Below are 19,475 nucleotides of genomic sequence, written 5' to 3'. Positions count from 1 at the left end.
ACGATTTCATATTGCACAAATACGATTTTACATTTAAAGTTATTATATTTATAATCTTAGCTTAGTATCGATAAACAAGTTAAAAATAAGAACAATGCATATTGAAGAAATTGGGAAAACGATAAATTTTAATTTAAAGAATATTGCATATTTAAGATTCAGTGACAATTCGGCTTATAAAAATATTATAAGCCCGTTTTCACGCCTTTACATTATCACAGAAGGGAAAGGACATTTTGTTTTTGATGGCGCCACTACTGTTCTCGAACCTAACTACATGTATTTAATCCCAAGCTTTACTCCATGTTCCTATTTTTTTGAAAAGAATCTGGCACACATTTATATTCATTTTAGTATGGAAATGCCTTCCGGTCTTAATATTTATAATCTTTTCAACGTGCTTTCTAAAATCAGTGCTACCACTTTAGATCAGAGTCTTTTACAAAAATGTCTTAATCTGAATCCCGGATATGAACTTCCACACCATGATCCTAAAATTTACCAGTCAAAACCATGGATAAATAAAGAAATCACTTATACCTCATTATCACACTATTTGGAAACAACCGCAATTTTAAAGCAACTTTTTTCGCGCTTTGTTCAAGAAGAATTGCCGATTGATATAAATAAAATTGCAAATAACAAGTTTCAAAATGTATTGAAATTCATACAGGAGAATATCGCTCAGGAAATCTCGGTGAGTAGGCTGGCTGAATTATCGTTTACATCAAAAGACCATTTTTCACGTGTATTCAAGTCAATTACAGGTATGCCACCCAGCGAATTCATTATCCGAAAACGTTTAGAGAAAGCCAAATTATTATTGCTTACCACCAATGATCCACTATCAGATATTATTTCTCAAACCGGTTTCCGTACAACGGCCTATTTTTGCAGAATATTTAAGAAATACACTTCACTTACCCCTGAACAGTTTCGAAAAAACAGAGGTTAAGAATGTATTTAAAACCTTTATCAAGTAATTGGATTTTCCATTATAATTTTCATCACATTCTTCTATTTGAAGCGGATATTTACCATATTGCCATACCAACTCAACTATATAATCATACGTTGAACTCAGTACTTTGCTTGAAACTGAATGGTCGGACTGGAAACTAAATCACTATGGCTTTTAAATCCATTGGTTATAACAATCTCACGCAAGTCCAGAAAAGCCAGCGAACAGAGAGAAACCATCTTTTCCACTAAGGCAAACTGATTTTCTTTTGTATGCTGTAACTTGTACAAAGCATTTTCAAATTCTTCAATAATACGGTGTGGGTCATTAACATCCATGATGTTTGAGTTTGAATGGTAAAACTATTTTTTTGAAAATTTTTATTTTGAATTTTTCAGTTCGTATTTTATAACATAAACTCCATCTTTCATCTTTTTAAACCTGAATTTTTCCAACTGGACAATTCCCCTTCCTTCAGGGAGTTGAATATTTTCGAATGATTTTTTTTCTATGGTTTTTCCTTCCGGGGTTTGAAGTTCAACAAAAAGGTCAACTTGCTTTTTTTTCCCTAAATGATGAACAAAAGGAATTACCTCATCCTCTGGGCCATAAACCACATCCACATTATTGCTGGCGGCCCATGTTTTTTGAAAAACCATTTTATTGGTATAGTAGGCCAGTTTAGGGTGACGCAGGTTGTCAATTAACGGTTTCTGGTACGTTCCCATGTTGGCTCCTCCCCGAAGGCAGCACCACGAAAAACCATCGTACCCCAGCAACATTTGTTTTTTCATCGACTCCCAGGCTGAAAAGGCCTGCCACGCCTGGCTTGCCCGCCATTCGTCCAATGTTAAACGCCTCCCTACACTACCTTTATCATAATCCCATTCATAAGAATGGATTAAATACCAGGGTTTCCCTTTACATAATTCCCAGTTGGGCTGCCCTGCCGACTCTTCGTGTTCGAAATTAAAATAGGCCTTATCATTCGCAGCAAGGCAGGAGGCGGCCCAATCGTTCGGGGCATTCCGGAGCCTGGACCAATCGGCGCCATATCCGGTATAAGCATCCTGGCTTCCCCGTGTATTAAGGGCAGCCATGTATTCTGGGACTGCTGTAATGGAATTGCCCTGGTAATCCAGGGTACCATCATAATTTGCATAGTGGGTATGTTGCCAAAAAGAGGTTGGTGAAATTAACCGGCTTTGATCGGCATCGGAAATAGTTTGATATATTTTCTTTATATAGTCATGCGTTTCGGAAATATCGTGAAGTTTAAAACGGTTGGGGTGGTTGGAGGCTTCCCAGAGAACAATGCTCGGATGATTGATGACCTGTTTCATAAATTTGGGATAACCTTCAAAATCCACATTCCAGGCCTCACCTTCCCTGATAAATCCGGCTGTGGACCATATCAGGTAAATGCCCATCTGATCGGCAAATTCAGCATACCGCGGATCATTTATTCCATCTACTGTATCTTTTTCGGCATGTACATGCACACGTAGCATGTTTGCATTCATTTTTTTTATCATGAGCATCTCCTCAGCCACGGTTTCAAGTGGTGCACATCTGTTATACTTTGAGGTTGTTTCAATGGGAGTGCGAAATCCCATAATTTGTGCACCATTTAACATCTCGGCTTTCCCGTTGATATACAGGTGACCGTTTGCCTGCTTTACCGTCCTTATTCCGGTAGTGGTTACAAAGTCGTCCACAGGGTTCCCTTCTTTATCTTTTAAAATTGTCTCAACCCTGTACAGGTTCGGTGATTCCGGGCTCCACAGGCCGGGGGAAGGTACGGGAATATCGAAATGGAATTCATGAGCTATCCTTGGGCGTACTTTTATTTCGCGGGAGAAAGAGGCAACCCTTTCGCCTTCCTCCGGGAACCAGGGATAGTAATTGATTTCAATACTCCCCTCAAAAAAATTCCGTGTGGGGTATTGCAGGATGACTTTATGTGCCTGTATAGCCTCCTCTCCCAACTCGCGGGTAGTAGCAACCACACTTTTGATTCTGCATTTCGAGGTAAGCTCCAGTTTTGTACGTCCCAAAAACCATCCAATGTGATGGTCTGTTGGGGTATGCGGCATTGGAAAATTCAATTTGTATGGGTTTACTTTAACCGCAAACAAGTTCTCCTGATTCTTATTCAGAAAGCGGGTAACTTCTATTTCCTGGGGATGCCGGTTATTAACAACAGCCACTACTTCGTTATTGATCCAAACTTCTCCACCCGGGTCGAGGGTTTCTATTTGTAAAAAAGCCCTTTCAAATTCTCCGACATACTGTTTTTTTCTTAGATAAAAGGATTCTTCCTTTTCACGAAGGCCTCCGTGTACGGCAGGCAAATCAGACTTCTTCCAGTGGCTATCGTCGAAATAGACGGATTGCCATCCTTCGATTGCAGGTTTTTCTTCAAAATCCTCATCCAAAATAACCTGCGAATAGTAGGGATAATTGGCGTTATCCTGCAAAACGTGATTGAACAAAAAAAGGTCATCAATAAAACCATTACCGGATACTGAAACTGAAAAAGCAGATATGGCTGTAACTGTAGTGTCAGTCATTAATGCAAAGTCATGAATCAGTTTGCCATTCACGTAACAATTAAACCTTTTTTGGGTCATGTCCCCTTCGATAACCAATTCAGAACCTTCTGTATTTAATTCTTCCTTGTTTAAAGCCAGGGAGACAGCCGTTTTATCTTCTCCTTTCAGTTTAAATGTAACCTGGCTGTTCCCTGCAACCATTACCTTGCATTCCAGTTTAAACCGCCAGTTTAAAGGTCCGAACTCTTTTTTGATAGTGGTATTGCGTAATTCCAGCTTATCGTTAATAATTCGTGCCCCGGGAATGTTATTCCAGAACTCAAGTTCTTTTTCGTTTTGAATGTCCTGCCCTTTTTTATAGCCGTAAGTTTTCCATCCGTTCAATGGAATTGTCTGCCGGATTTTGGTTCCTGGTTGGGGTTTCATTTTTCTTACCAGATCACCAATCTCTTCTTCCGTAACTATCTCCTTGTCTAACTCCGGATTATCAAAATAACGGGAAGCAAAATTTGCATATTCATTTAAAAATTGAACCCTACCTTCAGTGTTAAACCATTCGGTTTCTCCCTTGAAATCTGTTTCCCCATTGGCTGCAGGGTCACTGGTAAAGTACCTTAGTTCAAAGGTTCGGGAGATAGGTTGTGCGGTTATGTAAAAATTAATTAGGAGAAAATATACTGTAAGAGCTTTTTTCATTATTGTATATTTTGATTAGACTGTGTTTTCAATGAACTAAAAGTTAGCCCATTTAAGTTGTTCACCTGCTTTCATACTAAATTCCTTTTCTTTTCCCTGATATCGAAGTCTGCATTTTCCCCCTTTTGGAGAATAAATCCAGACAGTTTCCATTTTACCATCCTTCCAATCAATATCAATAATAAAATTTCCTCTTGCACAAAGCCCTTTTATTTCACCATCTTTCCAATCCTTGGGTAAAGCGGGCAACAAACGTATTGTTTTATTTTCATGTGACTGCAGTAACATTTCGGCAATACCTGCGGTAACTCCCAAGTTCCCGTCAATTTGAAAAACATGCGGCGGATGCAGGTCAAAAAGGTTTGACGAAACCTGCCCAGAGAGCAAGCCATTAATATGCTTGTTACATTCATTACCATCAAATAATCTTGCATAAAAATTTACAATCCAGGCACGACTCCATCCGGTTTGTCCACCTCCGCCTGACAGACGTTTTTCTATTGTTGTCCGCGCTGCTTTAAAAAGTTCAGGCGTAGCTTTTGTAATTTGATTGGATGGATAAAGAGCATACAAATGGGATATATGACGATGCCCGGGCTCTATTTCCTCGTAATCTTCGTACCATTCCTGGATAGTACTATCCGCTCCAATCTTTATTGACGGTAATTTTACTAATACTTCATGGATCCTTTTTGTTAATTTATCTTTTGACAGAATTTTTTCAGCAGACAGACAGGCATCAAAAATATCACGAATAATTTCTATATCGATAGTAGCAGCCATCGTGTTACGCAATCTCTTACCAGATACCGGATCGATGTAAAAATTTTCAGGAGAATAGGATGGCACAGTCACCAGTTCTCCCTTGCTGTTTTCTTTCAGAAAATCAAGAATAAACTCAACAGCGCCGCTAATTACCGGATAAACTGTATCTTTCAGATATTCTTGATCTTGGGTAAACTGATAATGTCGCCACAAAGTTAAAGACATCCATGCACCAGCCAGGGGAAAACAATAGCCATTGTTTACTTGTGAACTTTTCGTCGATCCCGAGGCAATTGTACGCCCAAAAACATTTGTTGAATAATGGGCTATCCAACCTTCAGAACCTATCATCTTTTTTGCTGTTGTTTTTCCTTTTTCAGTCAATCTAACCATAAAATTAGATAAAGGTTTAAGTGTTTCCGAAAGATTGCACACATCAGCCGGCCAATAATTCATTTGCAAGTTAATGTTCAAATGATAATCAGATTCCCAAGGAGCCCACATATCTGCATTCCATATCCCCTGAAGGTTGGCTGGCAAAACGGCTCGAAAACCTGAACTGGACATTAAAAGGTACCTGCCATATTGAAAAAGTAACTGGGTAAGGTAATTATCATTACCCCCTTTTTGTACATTTTTTATTCGTTTATCTGTTGGAATAGTATCTTTTGGGTTTTCTCCTAAGTGAAATTTAACTCGATTATAAACAGATGAGAAGTCATGAATGTGTTCTTCCTTTATTTGTTGGTAAGGTGTATTCAATGCTGTCTCCATGATTTTGAGCGATTCTTTTTCCGAATCAATTGTACGATCAAAATTCATTAAATCAGGATTATAATCAGTTACGGAACTCACAATAACTGTAAAATCATTTGTGCCAGAAACAACCAGACTATCACCTTTTGCAATGATATTTCCGTCTTCAACCTTCACTCCGACATGAGCAGAAAACTTCATATGGTAGCCACCTTCTCCAGACCCCTCTTGGTTGTCATCATCCCCTTCCGGATCATCGAAAATTTGCCCATCAACACAAATGATATTATCAGCATTTACATACTTTCTAATGTCTCTTTCTCTTTCAAAACGTATATAACACTCAACCTCCTCTTTATCAACACTTGTGAAATGATAAAAAACAGCATTGTATTTCGACGAAACAAATGATTCGCGAACAAATTTATCCCCGTTTATTTCATATTCCACAGTGTTTATTCCCTTTTCCAGGTTAAGTGAACGTTTGTAATTTTTAGGATTATTATGTCCAAAATAAAGGTAAAGATCTCCTAAAGGCTCATAGGAACGGAAAGCGGTTGGGGAAACAGCCAAATGCGCCATAGCATAATCAAATGCACGTGGATATTGACCTTCCAGGTTCAGACGTTGAAATTCCGCATAATGTTTCTTTATATTTTCAGGGAAAGGATCTTCCGGCACGCCAGCCCATAAGCTTTCTTCGTTTAATTGAAGATGTTCTTCGGCTACCGATCCAAATATCATAACTCCCAATCTGCCATTTCCCAACGGCAGAGCTTCATGCCAGCTTTTTGCAGATTTTGTGTACCAAAGCCGCTCTGGAATTTCTGTTTTCTTCTGACAGCCTAAAGAAAGAAACATTAAAATAACGCCAAGAAACATAGTTGTACACACAATTTTTTGCTTTTCAATATTTAAAAATGTATAGAAAGTTGATTTATATTATAGTGAATCTAAAATCACTATCGCACAGCATCATAAGAATGGATTACCCAAGGTAGAACCCCGAGGTATTCAATGGAAATTTACTTTGCAAACAATACCAGTCCTCCCCAATGGCCGTGGCATTAAACTAATTTAACATATATTAGAAGCCTCAAAAGCGTGAAAAATCGCACTATCTATATAATGTAAAAATATTTTTTAAAAATTTGGTTTATAATTCAGATTATTCTTCTACATCCCACCCATAATCAATATATTCCGATGTAAATTCATCTCCATTGATATTAACCAACAAAAAACCCTCTTCCCTTTCTTTTCCTGGAAGCCTGGCTTCCCACCATCCGCCGCATACAGCACCAGCTGTAATGTAATGGATACCGTTAAACGAAATATCTTCGTACATGTGTAAATGTCCCTGTAATACGGCTTTTACATTGTGGGCCTCAAAAAGCCTGATTAACTCCATCGCATTTCCCCTCCTTATTACTGACCTCGGGGTAAAACCATTTTTTTCAATCTGGTCACCAACACTAAGTATCGGGATATGCAATGAAACAATGACTGGTTTTTCTGTTCCGATGGTATCAAAAACGCTTTTCATCCAGTCCATTTGCACCGAATCAATCTGTCCGTAATACCTGTCTTCCCTTCCATCTCCATACATAATGGCATCGAGCACAATAAATTGCCAGCCTTTATGTTCAAATGTATAATACGTTTTTTCAAAGTACTTTTTGTACATCCCTTTACGTTGCTCTGAAGTAAAATCTTTCTTATGAAGCCCAAAAGTTTCATGATTTCCAAAAGTACTATACCATGGCATTTTAAGTACTTTCATGGTATTAGTAAACAGCGAATATAAGCTATCGGCCCGACCCAAACTTTGAGAAGAAGCATCCATCACATTATCACCACCCGTAAGAACAAAGTCAGGTTCTATCTTATTAATCGTGTCAATGGCTTGTAAAACCCCCTCAACAGCATGTCTTTCAGGCTGAATATGAACATCAGTCATGAATACAAAACTGAAAGAATCTTTTTTATCTGGCGTTTTTTGTTGAATTTGAGCACATGCTACTTGGAAAGTATAAAAAAGAGTAATGATAATTAATAAAAAAATTCGATTGTAACTTTTCATAATTAATAATTTTTAAGAAAATATTTTTATTGTTTTGATAATTTTATCTCAAGTTCCTCTAATGTTTTTCTTTTGGTTTCAGGAAAATATTTCCACACAACAAATACCTGAACCACCATCATGAATGAAAAAAATGCAAATGAATGCCCCACTCCCATTCCGGTGTCTTCAGCGATAACAGGAAATAAGAAAGTTATTAAAGCCGCAAAAAACCAATGCGTAAAGCTTCCCAATGATTGTCCTTTTCCCCGTACTGAATTGGGAAAAATTTCTGATATTAACACCCAAATTACGGCTCCTGTAGAAAAAGCAAAAAACATAATATATACAATAAGCAATATCAATAATTCAAATCCGATGTTACCAGAAGTATAGAAAATAAAAGCAATTAGTCCCAGACTTAACGACATTCCCACTGAACCAGAAATCAGCAATTTTTTCCTTCCATATTTATCAATTATTGCAAGTCCCAATACCGTAAATATGCCATTCGTTAATCCTATTATTACAGGCTGGAACATGGAATCATCAGAAGAAAAACCAGCTAATTCAAACATACGCGGAGCATAATAAAGAATAGCATTAATTCCTGAGAACTGGTTAAACATAGCAACAAAAAAAGCAATGGAAATTGGTTTTATGTACCGCATAGCGAAAAGCTTTTTCTTTGCAGTTCCTGATTGTTTCAGATTTATCTGGATTTTATTGATTTCATTATCAATATTTCCCGGTTCTGTTTTAGTCAAAATATACTTTGCTTTTACAATATTCCCTGCTTTTATAAGGTATCTTGGACTTTCAGGCACAAAAAATAAGAGTACAAAATAGATTGCAGACGGTGCAGCTTCAACTCCAAGCATCCATCTCCAGGGAGCATTTCCGGTTTCTCGTAACATGTAGTTCGATATAAATGCCATTAATATCCCGAAAATAACATTGAACTGAAAAAGCGCTGTCATGCGTCCTCTTACTTTTGCCGGAGATATTTCAGATATATATATAGGTGCGACTACAGAAGAGGCTCCTACTCCAATTCCTCCGATAAAACGATAAACGATAAAAGTGAATATCTGATTTGAAAGGGCACTTCCTATTGCGGAAACTGTGTATAGAAAAGCAATTACAAAAAGGATTGGCTTCCTCCCGTATTTATCTGCCGGCCTTCCGGCAACCAATGCTCCAACAATTGTACCAATCAGGGCCGAGGATATTGTAAAACCATGCCAGAATGAAGAAAGCACAAATAATTGTTGTATCGATTTCTCCACGCCGGAAATAACTGCGGTATCAAATCCAAAAAGAAAACCACCCAAAGCTACAATGATAGACCAAGTGAATACCTGTATTGTTTTATTCATTAAACTTAATTTTAATTGCGCGAATAGTTAATTTTCATCAACATTATATCATTTCCAAATTGATTCTAATTCGTGTACTTCGAGATTTTCAACGATTGTAGTCTTACCAATAGTAGGGCTAAACAGAATTTCAGGTTGCTTATCACTCGAATCGTAAGGTATCATCATTACATATAGGCCGTCATTAATATAAACTTCTATTGAATTTACATCGATAATAAATTCAAGTTTTAATTTTTCAGCATCAATTAAGGGAATAAAAGCATCGTTCAATTTACTAAAGTTGCCGTCATAGGTAAACTTATAGCCATTAACTGTTACTGAAAAGATAATGGCGCTTAATGTTTTTATATCCAGCTTTATGTGAAGCAACTTACTTTGAAAATCATTAATCAATAGTTCTTTGTCAAAAACAAAAGAACCGTATTTGTATGATTTTTTATAAAGCGTTGAAATTTCCTTTATCGGATTAGCATGCATCCGAACGCCTTCCCGGTGTGTTTTTAACGACAGTTCAGTAGGGAAAGTTATCATTTGGTTGAATGGCATCCCTTCTGCAATGGTTTTTCCCCAAAGCACCTGGATTCTTCTTCCATTCGGTTCATCATTAAAAGTCTGGCCTGCATACATATCCCGATATATTGAATATCGTATTTTATCTGTTTCGGGAATAAATTGTTTTCCATCGAAATTACCAATCTTATAGTTACCCGATGCACTGTACATGACCCATTTTTTATTTTCGGGATTTCCATCGACAGGTAATTCAAAAAGCTCGGGACATTCCCAGAATTCTTTCACATGGCTTTCGTATTTCCAATCTTTAAGATTCCCGGAAGTATAAATTGAATGCCCCAGCCCTTCAAACAATACCATTACCCAGTTGCTGTCGGGTTCGTACCAGAATATTTTAGGGTCTCTGGAGTTAAACCATAATTTTCTCTTTGACAGAGGAAGAACAGGATTTCCCTTGTATTTGGTAAAAGTACGTCCACGATCATTACTGTAAGCAAGGCACTGCCGTGATGCTTCAATAGAGTCAATTAAAGAAACTTTGCCATACTCAGGCCCGGCGGTATATGCTGCAACGATTACCTTTTCTTTCCCGTTTTGGAAGCTGGCAGTATTGTTAAAATCCACAACTGCAGAGCCGGACTTAATCATTCCCATTGAATCGGGGAAAAGTACAACCGGCAATTCTTCCCAATGGATAAGGTCTTTGCTTACTGCATGTCCCCAACTGGCAAGGCTCTTCTTCCAGCCAAATGGATCGTGCTGATAAAACATATGATATTCGCCATCATAGTAAACCAACCCGTTTGGATCACTATTCCACCCCCTTTTACAAGAAAAATGTAATTGAGGCCGGAGTTTCTCTGAATAAATTGGTACTAATGTCTTTATTTTATCATCAAACAATAATAAATCGAATCCCTTTTCCAGATGATTATCCAAAGAGGTCGAAATTATTAATTTTTCTTTCATAAACCGCCCAACGTCCAGATATACCCAGAAATCAACTTTCCCGGAATCAGAGGCTAAACAAATATCAAAATACGTGTTGAGGTTCCCAACGCTAAGGTTCATTCGTGATTTTGACGCTCCATTGTCTATTGGAAAAAGTAAATACTGATTGGTAACCAAGAATTCTTTCTTGAGTAATCTTTGCTGCGCCGATGCCAATAGTGTGGTCATCAGTATTAAAATGAGAAGTGTGGTTTTCCTGTTCATTGCCAACTATTTTAATTTTAATTCATATTGATCGCAGTCTGCTGTCCTAAAAGCTTTATCCCGGGTTTCCGGAGAGATTGCAAAAAGAGGGGAGAACGTTTTCACCAGAACTGTTTTTTTATCCGGCAAAAACTCAAAAATCCGGATCCATCCATCACCCCCGTTACCATTGGGACCACCTCCTTCCCATTGCGCATTAAACAAAATCTGATGTACACCTTTTCCTCCTGCATTTCTATCAATACGGTAACCAACGTGTTCCCTATGCGTTTTTCCGGCCTTGTGCCCGCAAATTACCATTTCAATATTTTCAGAGGGGGCAATTAGCCTCTTCCACAAATCCTCCCCATTTGTTACATCTTTCAACCGGTAACCTTCTTTCAGGCAACGGCTATTATCTGCCTCCAGGTAACTGTGGGTTAACACAATGCTTTTGTATTTCTCATATTTATCCATCCGAACAATTTTTTCGGCCTGTTTTACAATTGTATTCCTAGGCAAAAATTCTAAAGAAAAGATAAGAAAGGGAACGCCATGAGGTGAAACAAATTCGTAATAAGCATTCTCCAATGTTTTCACATTTGATGGATTTGGAAACATATCCACCAACAATTTTTCGGTAAGAGGATTTCCATTGGGAGGAAACCACGAATTAAACTGGCTGTACCTACAGGCACCTTTCGAAGTTTCTAAATCGTGATTGCCTACACATAGAATATACGGTACAACACTATTCAGTTTATTGAATGAATGGGAAATTGCCTCCCATTGCTGCCAAGCAGTTTGATCTCCCCCATATTTGGGACCGGGGATAATTGAATTGTTGCTTTCCACCAAATCACCTGTACACAGCACCAGTTCAATATTCAATTCTTCTTTATTGGTTTTGAGCCACGTAGTTATAATATCCATTATTGGCTGGTTCCGTTCAAATTTCACATAAGCCTGTGGATCAGGAATCAAAACCATTGTCCATGAATCAGGATTATTTAATTTTACGAAAGCATTTTGTTGGGCAAGCAATTGAGATAGACTCAATATCTGAAGAAATAAAAGGAATAGAATTTTTTTGAATAAATTGTTCATGTTGAGATAAGTGATATATAAATAGATAGTCTATCCTTAACGAATTAGGGAAATTCAAAATTTTATAGAAAGTGGTAATAAGAGGCTGTTGAGTAATAACAACAGCCTCTATATTATTGAATTAATTGAATTTTAAATTTTCTAGTTATACCCAGGATTTTGTTCAAAAGGAATATCATTATTGTTATAATAATCTATTTGACTCTCCGGTATTGGGAAAAGCGGTTTATTTTCATTGTATTGTCTTACCTGTGGGTTCTCTCCCTCAATGTTTTCCCATACTTCTTTAATATTACCCCACCTTAACAAGTCATAGTATCTGAATCCTTCAAAAGCCATTTCAATCCTGCGCTCATGCCGTATAATCTCTCTTAAATTGCTTTGATTTCCACCTGGAAAATCCAAGGCTTGGCTAACAATAAATCCAGCCCTTTCACGAATTAGACGTATTGATTGATTCCATTCATTTTGTCCGAATTGCCCCAATTCATTTTTAGCTTCGGCATACATTAAAAGCACATCGCCATAGCGTAACAAAACAATATCTTGGTCACTTTGTGTAACATGACTGGCCTGCACACTCTCATCAATATATTTTTTACAAGAAAATTTCGTTGTATTATTGGTAAAATAGTAGGTATAGCCATTGTTTACATCATATATCCATGGCTCTCCTTCTTCACAGAAAATAGTTTGTTGTAACCTGGGGTCCCTGTTTTTATGTAAAGAATCTGGATTATAAATAGGATCTTCATCAATTGGCAAACCATTTATTGTCAAATAATCGTTAACCAAATCTTCAAGAACATTGATATGTGATGGGCCACCTACCCTGTAATCAATGTTATGCCATTCTTCAGGTGCCAAAAATTTTATTGAAAACAAAATCTCAGTATTATCATCTCCCTGGCCCTCATTAATAAACATATTTTTATAATTAGTATAAAGTGATGTTTTCCCTGAAGACATGATATCTTGAGTGTATTGTGCAACACCTGACCAATCGTCGCCATATAGTAATACACGCGCCTTTAATCCTCGTGCGGAATTTTTTACCACATGCCCGGTATAACTTTCATCAGGAAGATTTTCGATTGCAAAATCAAGATCATTATTGATCAAAGTCATTACCTCTTCTTTAGTGCTTCTGCCTACACTTGCACTCTCAATCGTCGGCTCTGAACTGAATAAGGGAACTCCACCAAAGTTTAACACTAATTCATGATAAACATAAGCCCTTATAAAACGAGCTTCAGCTATATATTTATTCTTTTTTTCCTGCTCTATATCAACTAAGTCAATCTTTGAAAGAAAAGAATTTACGGCTGCTACAACATTATAACATTTTGAGTATAACCCTCCTGCGAGATCATTAGTTGGATTTTGATCTCCTGAGTAAAATTCCTGTAGTCCCCAAAAATCACTAACAAATGCATTGTCTGTTAAACCATCCCAATAAACCTTATCTCCTGATCCTGTAGCTGACGAAATATATTCATTTTGCATCAAACCATAACAAGCAGTCAAACCCATCTGCAATTCTTCCTCATTTTTCCAGAATGTATTATCCGAGAGCTCATCGTGGGGATATTTGTCAAGAAAATCATCACAACTCCAGAAAGTAATAGTTAAGAATATTAAAAAATATTTTATATTTTTCATAATTACATAGTTTTTAAAATTTAACATTTATCCCTAAAGAAAACACTTTAACCTGGGGATAACTTACATTCCAGGCATCATTACTAGTCATTTCCGGGTCTCCTCCAAATTTCATATTATGTAATGTGAACAAATTCTGTCCTGAGAAATAGAGCCGCAATGATTTTAACCCAATTTTCTCAACATAAACATCAGGTACATTGTAACCTAACTGTAGATTTCGTAACCGAAGGTATGAAGTATTCATTAAATAAAAGGAAGAATTGTATCTAATAGCAGCAGGTGTGTCAAATGTCAGAAGAGGCATTTCATTGGAATGGTTTTCTGGTGTCCATGCATTTTCCCATGCTTTTACAGGTCTCAAAAATTGGTAATAAGGCCATACTCCCAAAACTGATCCGTAAAACTTTTTCCCATATACACCATAAATAAAAGCGGAAAAATCAAAATTTTTATATTGGAATGCCAGGTTCAAGCCCCCATCAAATTTTGGATATGCACCATCTATAACTTTTCTGTCATCTCCATTTATAACACCATCATCATTCTGATCTTTTAATTTTATGGCTCCCGGATAAACCTTATAAGGATGATTTGCAGAGCTTTCGATATCTTCCTGATCCTGGAAAATTCCGGCAAACTCATGCATATAATAAGACTTGTAAGGAAGACCTTCTTCATAAATATACAGACCGCTTATGTGTCTTGCACCGTAATCAACCAATGTATTTTTGAAACGAGATAAGGTAGCACTAATCTGGTAATTAAATTCATTTAATTTCTTACTATGCCCCACTATTAACTCATACCCGGTATTTTTCATTTTACCACCGTTGATTGTGGGTCCGGATAAACCCAAAGCACTTGGGACTTGCATATTTCTTATTATGCCTGAAGTATTTTTCTGATAGACATCCAGGCTAACTGAAAAAAGTCCTCTGTAAATACTTAGATCGACACCAATATTATTTATTTCTGTAGTCTCCCAACTTATTTTATCGTTATTAAAAGTGTTATAATAAACTCCTTGAGAAACTTCACCAGAAAAAGGATAATTATTGCCAATATTAATTGTCGCTTGATAGGGATAAGCACCTACATCCTGGTTCCCCAATTGTCCCCATGAACCTCTCAACTTAATGTTATCTACCCATGAAATATCATCCATAAATGGTTCCTCTGATAATCTCCATCCTGCAGACAATGAAGGAAAGAACCCCCATCGGTGATCCGGGTGGAAACGTGAACTGCCATCATATCTGAAAGAAGTTTCAAATAAATATCTGCCCTTATAATCGTAGTTCGCACGGCCAAATACTGATTGCAAAGCCCAATCTGTAATATCCCCGGTACCAACCATCTCTCCTGTTTCTCCAGCAGACAAAGCATCTAAATTTCCACTACTAAATCCTCTTCTATATCCCTCAAGGTATTCATATTTGAAGTTCTCTTGATTATAGCCAATTATTAAATTAATATCGTGGGATTCGTTCAGCAGAATACTATATTTTAATGTAGAGTAGACGGTATTATTAACTGATTTCTTCCACGTATCCTGCAACGATATCTCGGTAAACTTAGCCCAATTATAAAAATATTCTCCTGAATGATATAGATATTGGGGTACTACCTTTTGATGAGCTTTAACTTCAGCCCTGTCATAATTCATTGCACCGGTAATATCCCAAGAAAAGTTTTTCAAAAAATTTATTCGTAGATAAGCGCTTGTAATCACATTATATTCATGAGTGTCCTTATATCCTGCTGCCTCTCTGTTTATTGAAAGAGCCGGGTTTTTATTTGTGTACTCCTGACTAAAAGCCGAATAAGTCCATCTCCCGTCTGATAACTTAGGCTCATACGTAGGCCGCTGTATTAATGTACACCACCAGGTATCTCTTGCATCCAAGTAAGCTCCTTCTCTTAATCCCGAACCAAACATGACATTAGTTCCAACTTCTATATGTTTATTGATTTTAAAATCAAATTTAGCTTTGCCTGTATATTTATTATAATCATAGCCCCTTAACACTCCACTTTGGTCGTAATACCCCAAGGAGACATTGTATCTCGCCTTTTCGGTACCACCTGATGCACCCAAATGGTGGTTCATTACTAATGGCGATTGCATCATGTAATCCAACCAATCAAAATTAGGATTACTACCCGGATTATTTCTATATTGATCAATTTCAGCTTGCGAATACTTACGGTGAGCTGCAGCATAACCTACAGCTTCATTATTATCAGCTGCTGCATTTAAAGCTTCCATAAAATCAGCCGCTGTATCAAACTTCATAAAATCAAATGGCATAATAGCATCATGCACCGCAAAATTCCCTCTGTAAGTCAAACTCATTGGTTCTTTTTCTCCTGATTTTGTAGTTATGAGAATAACACCATTTGCTGCTCTGGCTCCATATATAGCACTTGACGAAGCATCTTTCAACACGGATACCGATTCAATATCTATAGGATTTAGTAAATCCAACGATCCGGCCACTCCATCAATGATGACCAAAGGATTGTTTGAACTCCCGTATGAATTAAGCCCCCTGATACGAATTTGATAACCTTCATTCCCTGGTTCACCTGAATTTTGTACAATCTGCATTCCTGGTGTCTTGCCCTGTAATGCCTGCAATGGATTTTGTACAGGGTTCTTTTCTAACTCACCCGCTGAAACGGAAGAAATAGATCCAGTCAAATTCACTTTTTTCATCGTACCATATCCAATCGCCACAACCTCTTTAATCCCAACTGTCTCTTCTGCCATCACTACATTGATTGATGCTTTTCCTGCCACAGGTATTTCCTGTGTCTTCATTCCCACAAACGAAAACACTAATACAGCATCTTCAGGAAAGTTAGAAATAGAATACTCCCCGTCCGCATTCGTTACCGTACCATGAGTGGTGCCTTTAATTACAACTGTTACACCGGGAAGAGGTGAGCCGCCGGAGTCAGTAACTTTACCGGAAACCGTATGTTGCTGGTAAACCAGGGATTCGGTATTCCACAGGTTGTCCCGGGCTGAAAGGACGATATGCCGTCCTTTGATAATGTAGTGCACATTCTCTTTCCTGAAAAGTTCATTCAGGATAGTCATTACAGTCTCGTCGTTAGCAGAAATATCCACTGTACGTTCCACGTCAACTGCCTTTTTGCTGTAAAGAAAAAAGAACTCACTCTGGTTTTCTATGGCCGAAAGTACTTGCTCCACCGGAGTGTTTTTAAAGTGAAGCGTCAGCTTTGTATTTTGTGCATACGACAAATTCGCCAGTACGCCGAGGGTTGAAATCAGAAACAGACAGGTAGTAAGTTTCATAATCATTAAAATTTTAAGTACGGAGCGATTTACTATCCCTCCCGCATCTTTTCTTTTGCGAAATTTCATACTTTTGTTTTTAATAGGTTTAAAAATTTCTTTTAAATCACGTGAAGCAGAAGGATGTGTGCGCATCTTTCTGCTTTTTTGTTGTCAGCAGCAGATCTTACTCCATAGGCATTTTGATTTTTTTAATGTCAGGTTACAAATAACTTACTTTTTTGAGTTTATAATGACTTTTTGTTTGGTAAAGGTCCCGTCGGGCTGTTTGACCCGGGGCGTGACCTGATAGTCCATCGGAATGGCAAGGCACAAAAGATCGAGCGCCTGAGACAGGGTTTCATCTACAAACGTAGCGGTGAAAGGATAATCCTTCAATGAATCATTACTAAAAATAAACTCAACATTGTACCATCTGGCCAGCCGTTGAGTAATTTCCTCCAACGGATCATCTTTGAACATCAGCAGCCCGTCTTTCCATAGTATATATTTTTGTATGTCTCTTTTTACACAGGAAAAACTGTTTTCCTCCAGCAGATAACTCAGGTGCTGGCCCGGCCTCATTTCCTGGAGAGTTTCCAGCCGGTTATCCGGCAATTTCCTTTGTACAAGCACTTTCCCCTGAGCCAGGGTTGTCTCCAACCTGGGTTGACCGGAATAGGCCATGACATTGAATTCTGTTCCCAGTGCAGTAACAACCAAATCCCCGGCATCTACAAGAAAGGGTCGCTCATGGTTTTCTGTCACCACAAAATAGGCCTCTCCGCTGAGTGATACCCTGCGCTTCCCTCCCGTAAATTTATGGGGATACGAAAGTTTGCTGCCGTGGTTCAGGTGGACACCCGTGCCATCCGGCAATTCGATAAAGGTTCGCGAACCTACCGGGGCTACCACCTCTATATTCCCGGTCATACGGGAAGTTTCACTCTCGCTCAAATTAGGACGAGACCATGTATATACAAGCGTCAACAGCACCGGAATAAAGAGGATTGCTGCCGCCCGGCTGAGGAAAAAAGTTATACGCTGAAATGTGGTTGAAGTGCTTTGCGCATTCTTTATAAGCTTGTGTTCAAAATTGTACAGGTTTAACCGATGATGCAACTTATCCAGCATTCTTTCCACCCTGTCTTCTTCAACGTAGATGTTCCCGGAATTATACTCTTTCCAGAACTGTTCCAACATCCTCTTTCCGTGCAGGCTTCCTGCTTCTTCTTTCAGCCACCTGAACGTTTCCTGCAATTCTTCAGGGTTACAATTGTTATTCAAATATTTCTGAAACAGTTCTTTATCCATTATTGTAAATGTAGTCTAAAAATATATTTTGCTTTATTCAAAGCGAAAAACTATTTAGTTTACGTTTAACTTTGCATAAACCACTACCTGAGGTACAATTTTTTTTTCTCAGTTATTACAGAAGTAAAACTCAATTACCCTGAGAAGGGAACGGAAGGCTATTGAACAGTCCCACTTTTTATTATTTTCTCCATCTATATAAACACTCCGCTTTGTGATTCCAGAAAAAGACAAATAAACAATAAGGAGGAAAAATGTCCCCCGCCGAGGTTCTTGCGCAGGAATTGCAGGGCTTTTGCAATATGGTTTTCCACCGTATTCTTTGAAATATCCAGCTTTTCCGCTATTTGCTGATAGGTAAGTCCTTCTTCGCGATGCAAAAGAAAAACCTCTTTCTGCCGGGGGGGAAGCTTTTCTAACAGATTCTGCAATTGTTGTGAAAGTTCCTTAAATTCCGTTTCCCCGTCAGGTTCTGATGCCGACGTAACCTCCTGAAGTGAAGAAATATAGTCGATATACTTTTTTTCGGAAAGCCTTTTTCTGATGAGGCTTATTGTTGTGTTGTGGGCAATAGTGAACAGGTAAGATTCAAACACGGCATGTTTATCGATTTGCAGGCGTGTTTCCCAAAGCTTCAGAAACACCTCCTGAACGATCTCTTCAGCATCGGTCTCCGTTTTAATGATCTGCAAAACAAAGCAAAACAGTCGCTGACAATAGGTTCTGTACAACACATCAAAAGCAGTCACATCGCCCTTCCTCACTCTGGCGATTACAGATTCATCTATTTTCACAAGCGGTTTGACCATAAAATAACTAATACCGGTTTATAAACCTTTTGAGGGCGCTAAATTAAAAAAATATCGCTATTGAGTCAGAAAAAAGGGATCGTTAATGTCAAATGTTCACACAGTTTTATATCGGGTTAAAATCGGTAGATCTACCTATTAATACTTTGAAATTCATATCATTAACTCACCAACCACAACAATAACCCTTGTCTCCTATTGAGATTGCTTTGACGAATCTATGTTTGATTACAAAATAATTTCGCCATTGCGTGATCAATAAACTTCAGTTTGATTACATATAAAGTTGACAATCGGTGTAGGATCGGTTAAACAATGAGGATGATGCCCTATCTTTGGTTTGTGTATGACAAATATGAAACCTTCTGCCTCTCTAATTCTCTTTTCAAAAA

At 37.9% G+C, this 19,475-nt stretch carries 12 protein-coding genes; 1 reads left to right on the top strand and 11 read right to left on the bottom strand.

The genetic code is table 11. From position 1 onward, the window contains the following. Positions 1-94 precede the first annotated feature (94 nt). Complete coding sequence (locus D1164_RS01470; protein ID WP_119348151.1) at positions 95-955, top strand: helix-turn-helix domain-containing protein; 861 nt, start codon at positions 95-97, stop codon at positions 953-955. A gap of 125 nt (positions 956-1,080) precedes the next feature. On the opposite strand, the gene D1164_RS01465 is transcribed toward D1164_RS01470, so the two are convergent. The 11 genes from D1164_RS01465 to D1164_RS01415 form a co-directional block, all read right to left on the bottom strand. Further along, positions 1,081-1,299: a hypothetical protein gene (locus D1164_RS01465; protein ID WP_119348150.1), complete on the bottom strand. Its 219-nt coding sequence runs from the start codon at positions 1,297-1,299 to the stop codon at positions 1,081-1,083. Positions 1,300-1,341: 42 nt separating this feature from the next. Beyond that, complete coding sequence (locus D1164_RS01460) at positions 1,342-4,212, bottom strand: glycoside hydrolase family 2 TIM barrel-domain containing protein (protein ID WP_119348149.1); 2,871 nt, start codon at positions 4,210-4,212, stop codon at positions 1,342-1,344. Positions 4,213-4,248: 36 nt separating this feature from the next. Continuing rightward, the gene (locus tag D1164_RS01455; RefSeq protein ID WP_206610889.1) at positions 4,249-6,627 is read right to left on the bottom strand and encodes a glycoside hydrolase family 95 protein; all 2,379 of its coding nucleotides are present in this window, start codon (positions 6,625-6,627) and stop codon (positions 4,249-4,251) included. A gap of 274 nt (positions 6,628-6,901) precedes the next feature. Further along, positions 6,902-7,816 carry a metallophosphoesterase family protein gene (locus D1164_RS01450; protein ID WP_119348147.1) on the bottom strand — a complete coding sequence of 305 codons (915 nt, stop codon included), beginning with the start codon at positions 7,814-7,816 and terminating at the stop codon, positions 6,902-6,904. A gap of 26 nt (positions 7,817-7,842) precedes the next feature. Continuing rightward, positions 7,843-9,174: a sugar porter family MFS transporter gene (locus D1164_RS01445; RefSeq protein ID WP_119348146.1), complete on the bottom strand. Its 1,332-nt coding sequence runs from the start codon at positions 9,172-9,174 to the stop codon at positions 7,843-7,845. Positions 9,175-9,222: 48 nt separating this feature from the next. Beyond that, on the bottom strand, positions 9,223-10,905 hold the full coding sequence (locus D1164_RS01440) for a glycoside hydrolase family 32 protein (protein WP_119348145.1): 1,683 nt from the start codon (positions 10,903-10,905) through the stop codon (positions 9,223-9,225). Positions 10,906-10,911: 6 nt separating this feature from the next. Beyond that, the gene (locus D1164_RS01435) at positions 10,912-11,943 is read right to left on the bottom strand and encodes a metallophosphoesterase (RefSeq protein WP_172594297.1); all 1,032 of its coding nucleotides are present in this window, start codon (positions 11,941-11,943) and stop codon (positions 10,912-10,914) included. A gap of 189 nt (positions 11,944-12,132) precedes the next feature. Beyond that, positions 12,133-13,653, bottom strand: a complete 1,521-nt coding sequence (locus tag D1164_RS01430) for a RagB/SusD family nutrient uptake outer membrane protein (RefSeq protein ID WP_172594296.1) — start codon at positions 13,651-13,653, stop codon at positions 12,133-12,135. Between the two features lie 13 nt (positions 13,654-13,666). After that, the gene (locus D1164_RS01425) at positions 13,667-17,116 is read right to left on the bottom strand and encodes a SusC/RagA family TonB-linked outer membrane protein (RefSeq protein ID WP_119348142.1); all 3,450 of its coding nucleotides are present in this window, start codon (positions 17,114-17,116) and stop codon (positions 13,667-13,669) included. Positions 17,117-17,194: 78 nt separating this feature from the next. Further along, on the bottom strand, positions 17,195-18,274 hold the full coding sequence (locus tag D1164_RS01420) for a FecR family protein (RefSeq protein ID WP_119348141.1): 1,080 nt from the start codon (positions 18,272-18,274) through the stop codon (positions 17,195-17,197). Between the two features lie 194 nt (positions 18,275-18,468). Then, complete coding sequence (locus tag D1164_RS01415) at positions 18,469-19,083, bottom strand: RNA polymerase sigma factor (protein WP_119348140.1); 615 nt, start codon at positions 19,081-19,083, stop codon at positions 18,469-18,471. Positions 19,084-19,475 lie beyond the last annotated feature (392 nt).

The organism is Mariniphaga sediminis (genome assembly GCF_003573545.1).
Taxonomy (GTDB): domain Bacteria; phylum Bacteroidota; class Bacteroidia; order Bacteroidales; family Prolixibacteraceae; genus Mariniphaga; species Mariniphaga sediminis.
The sequence above is the reverse complement of the archived record's forward strand: the minus strand, read 5'-3'. Positions and strand labels throughout refer to the sequence as shown.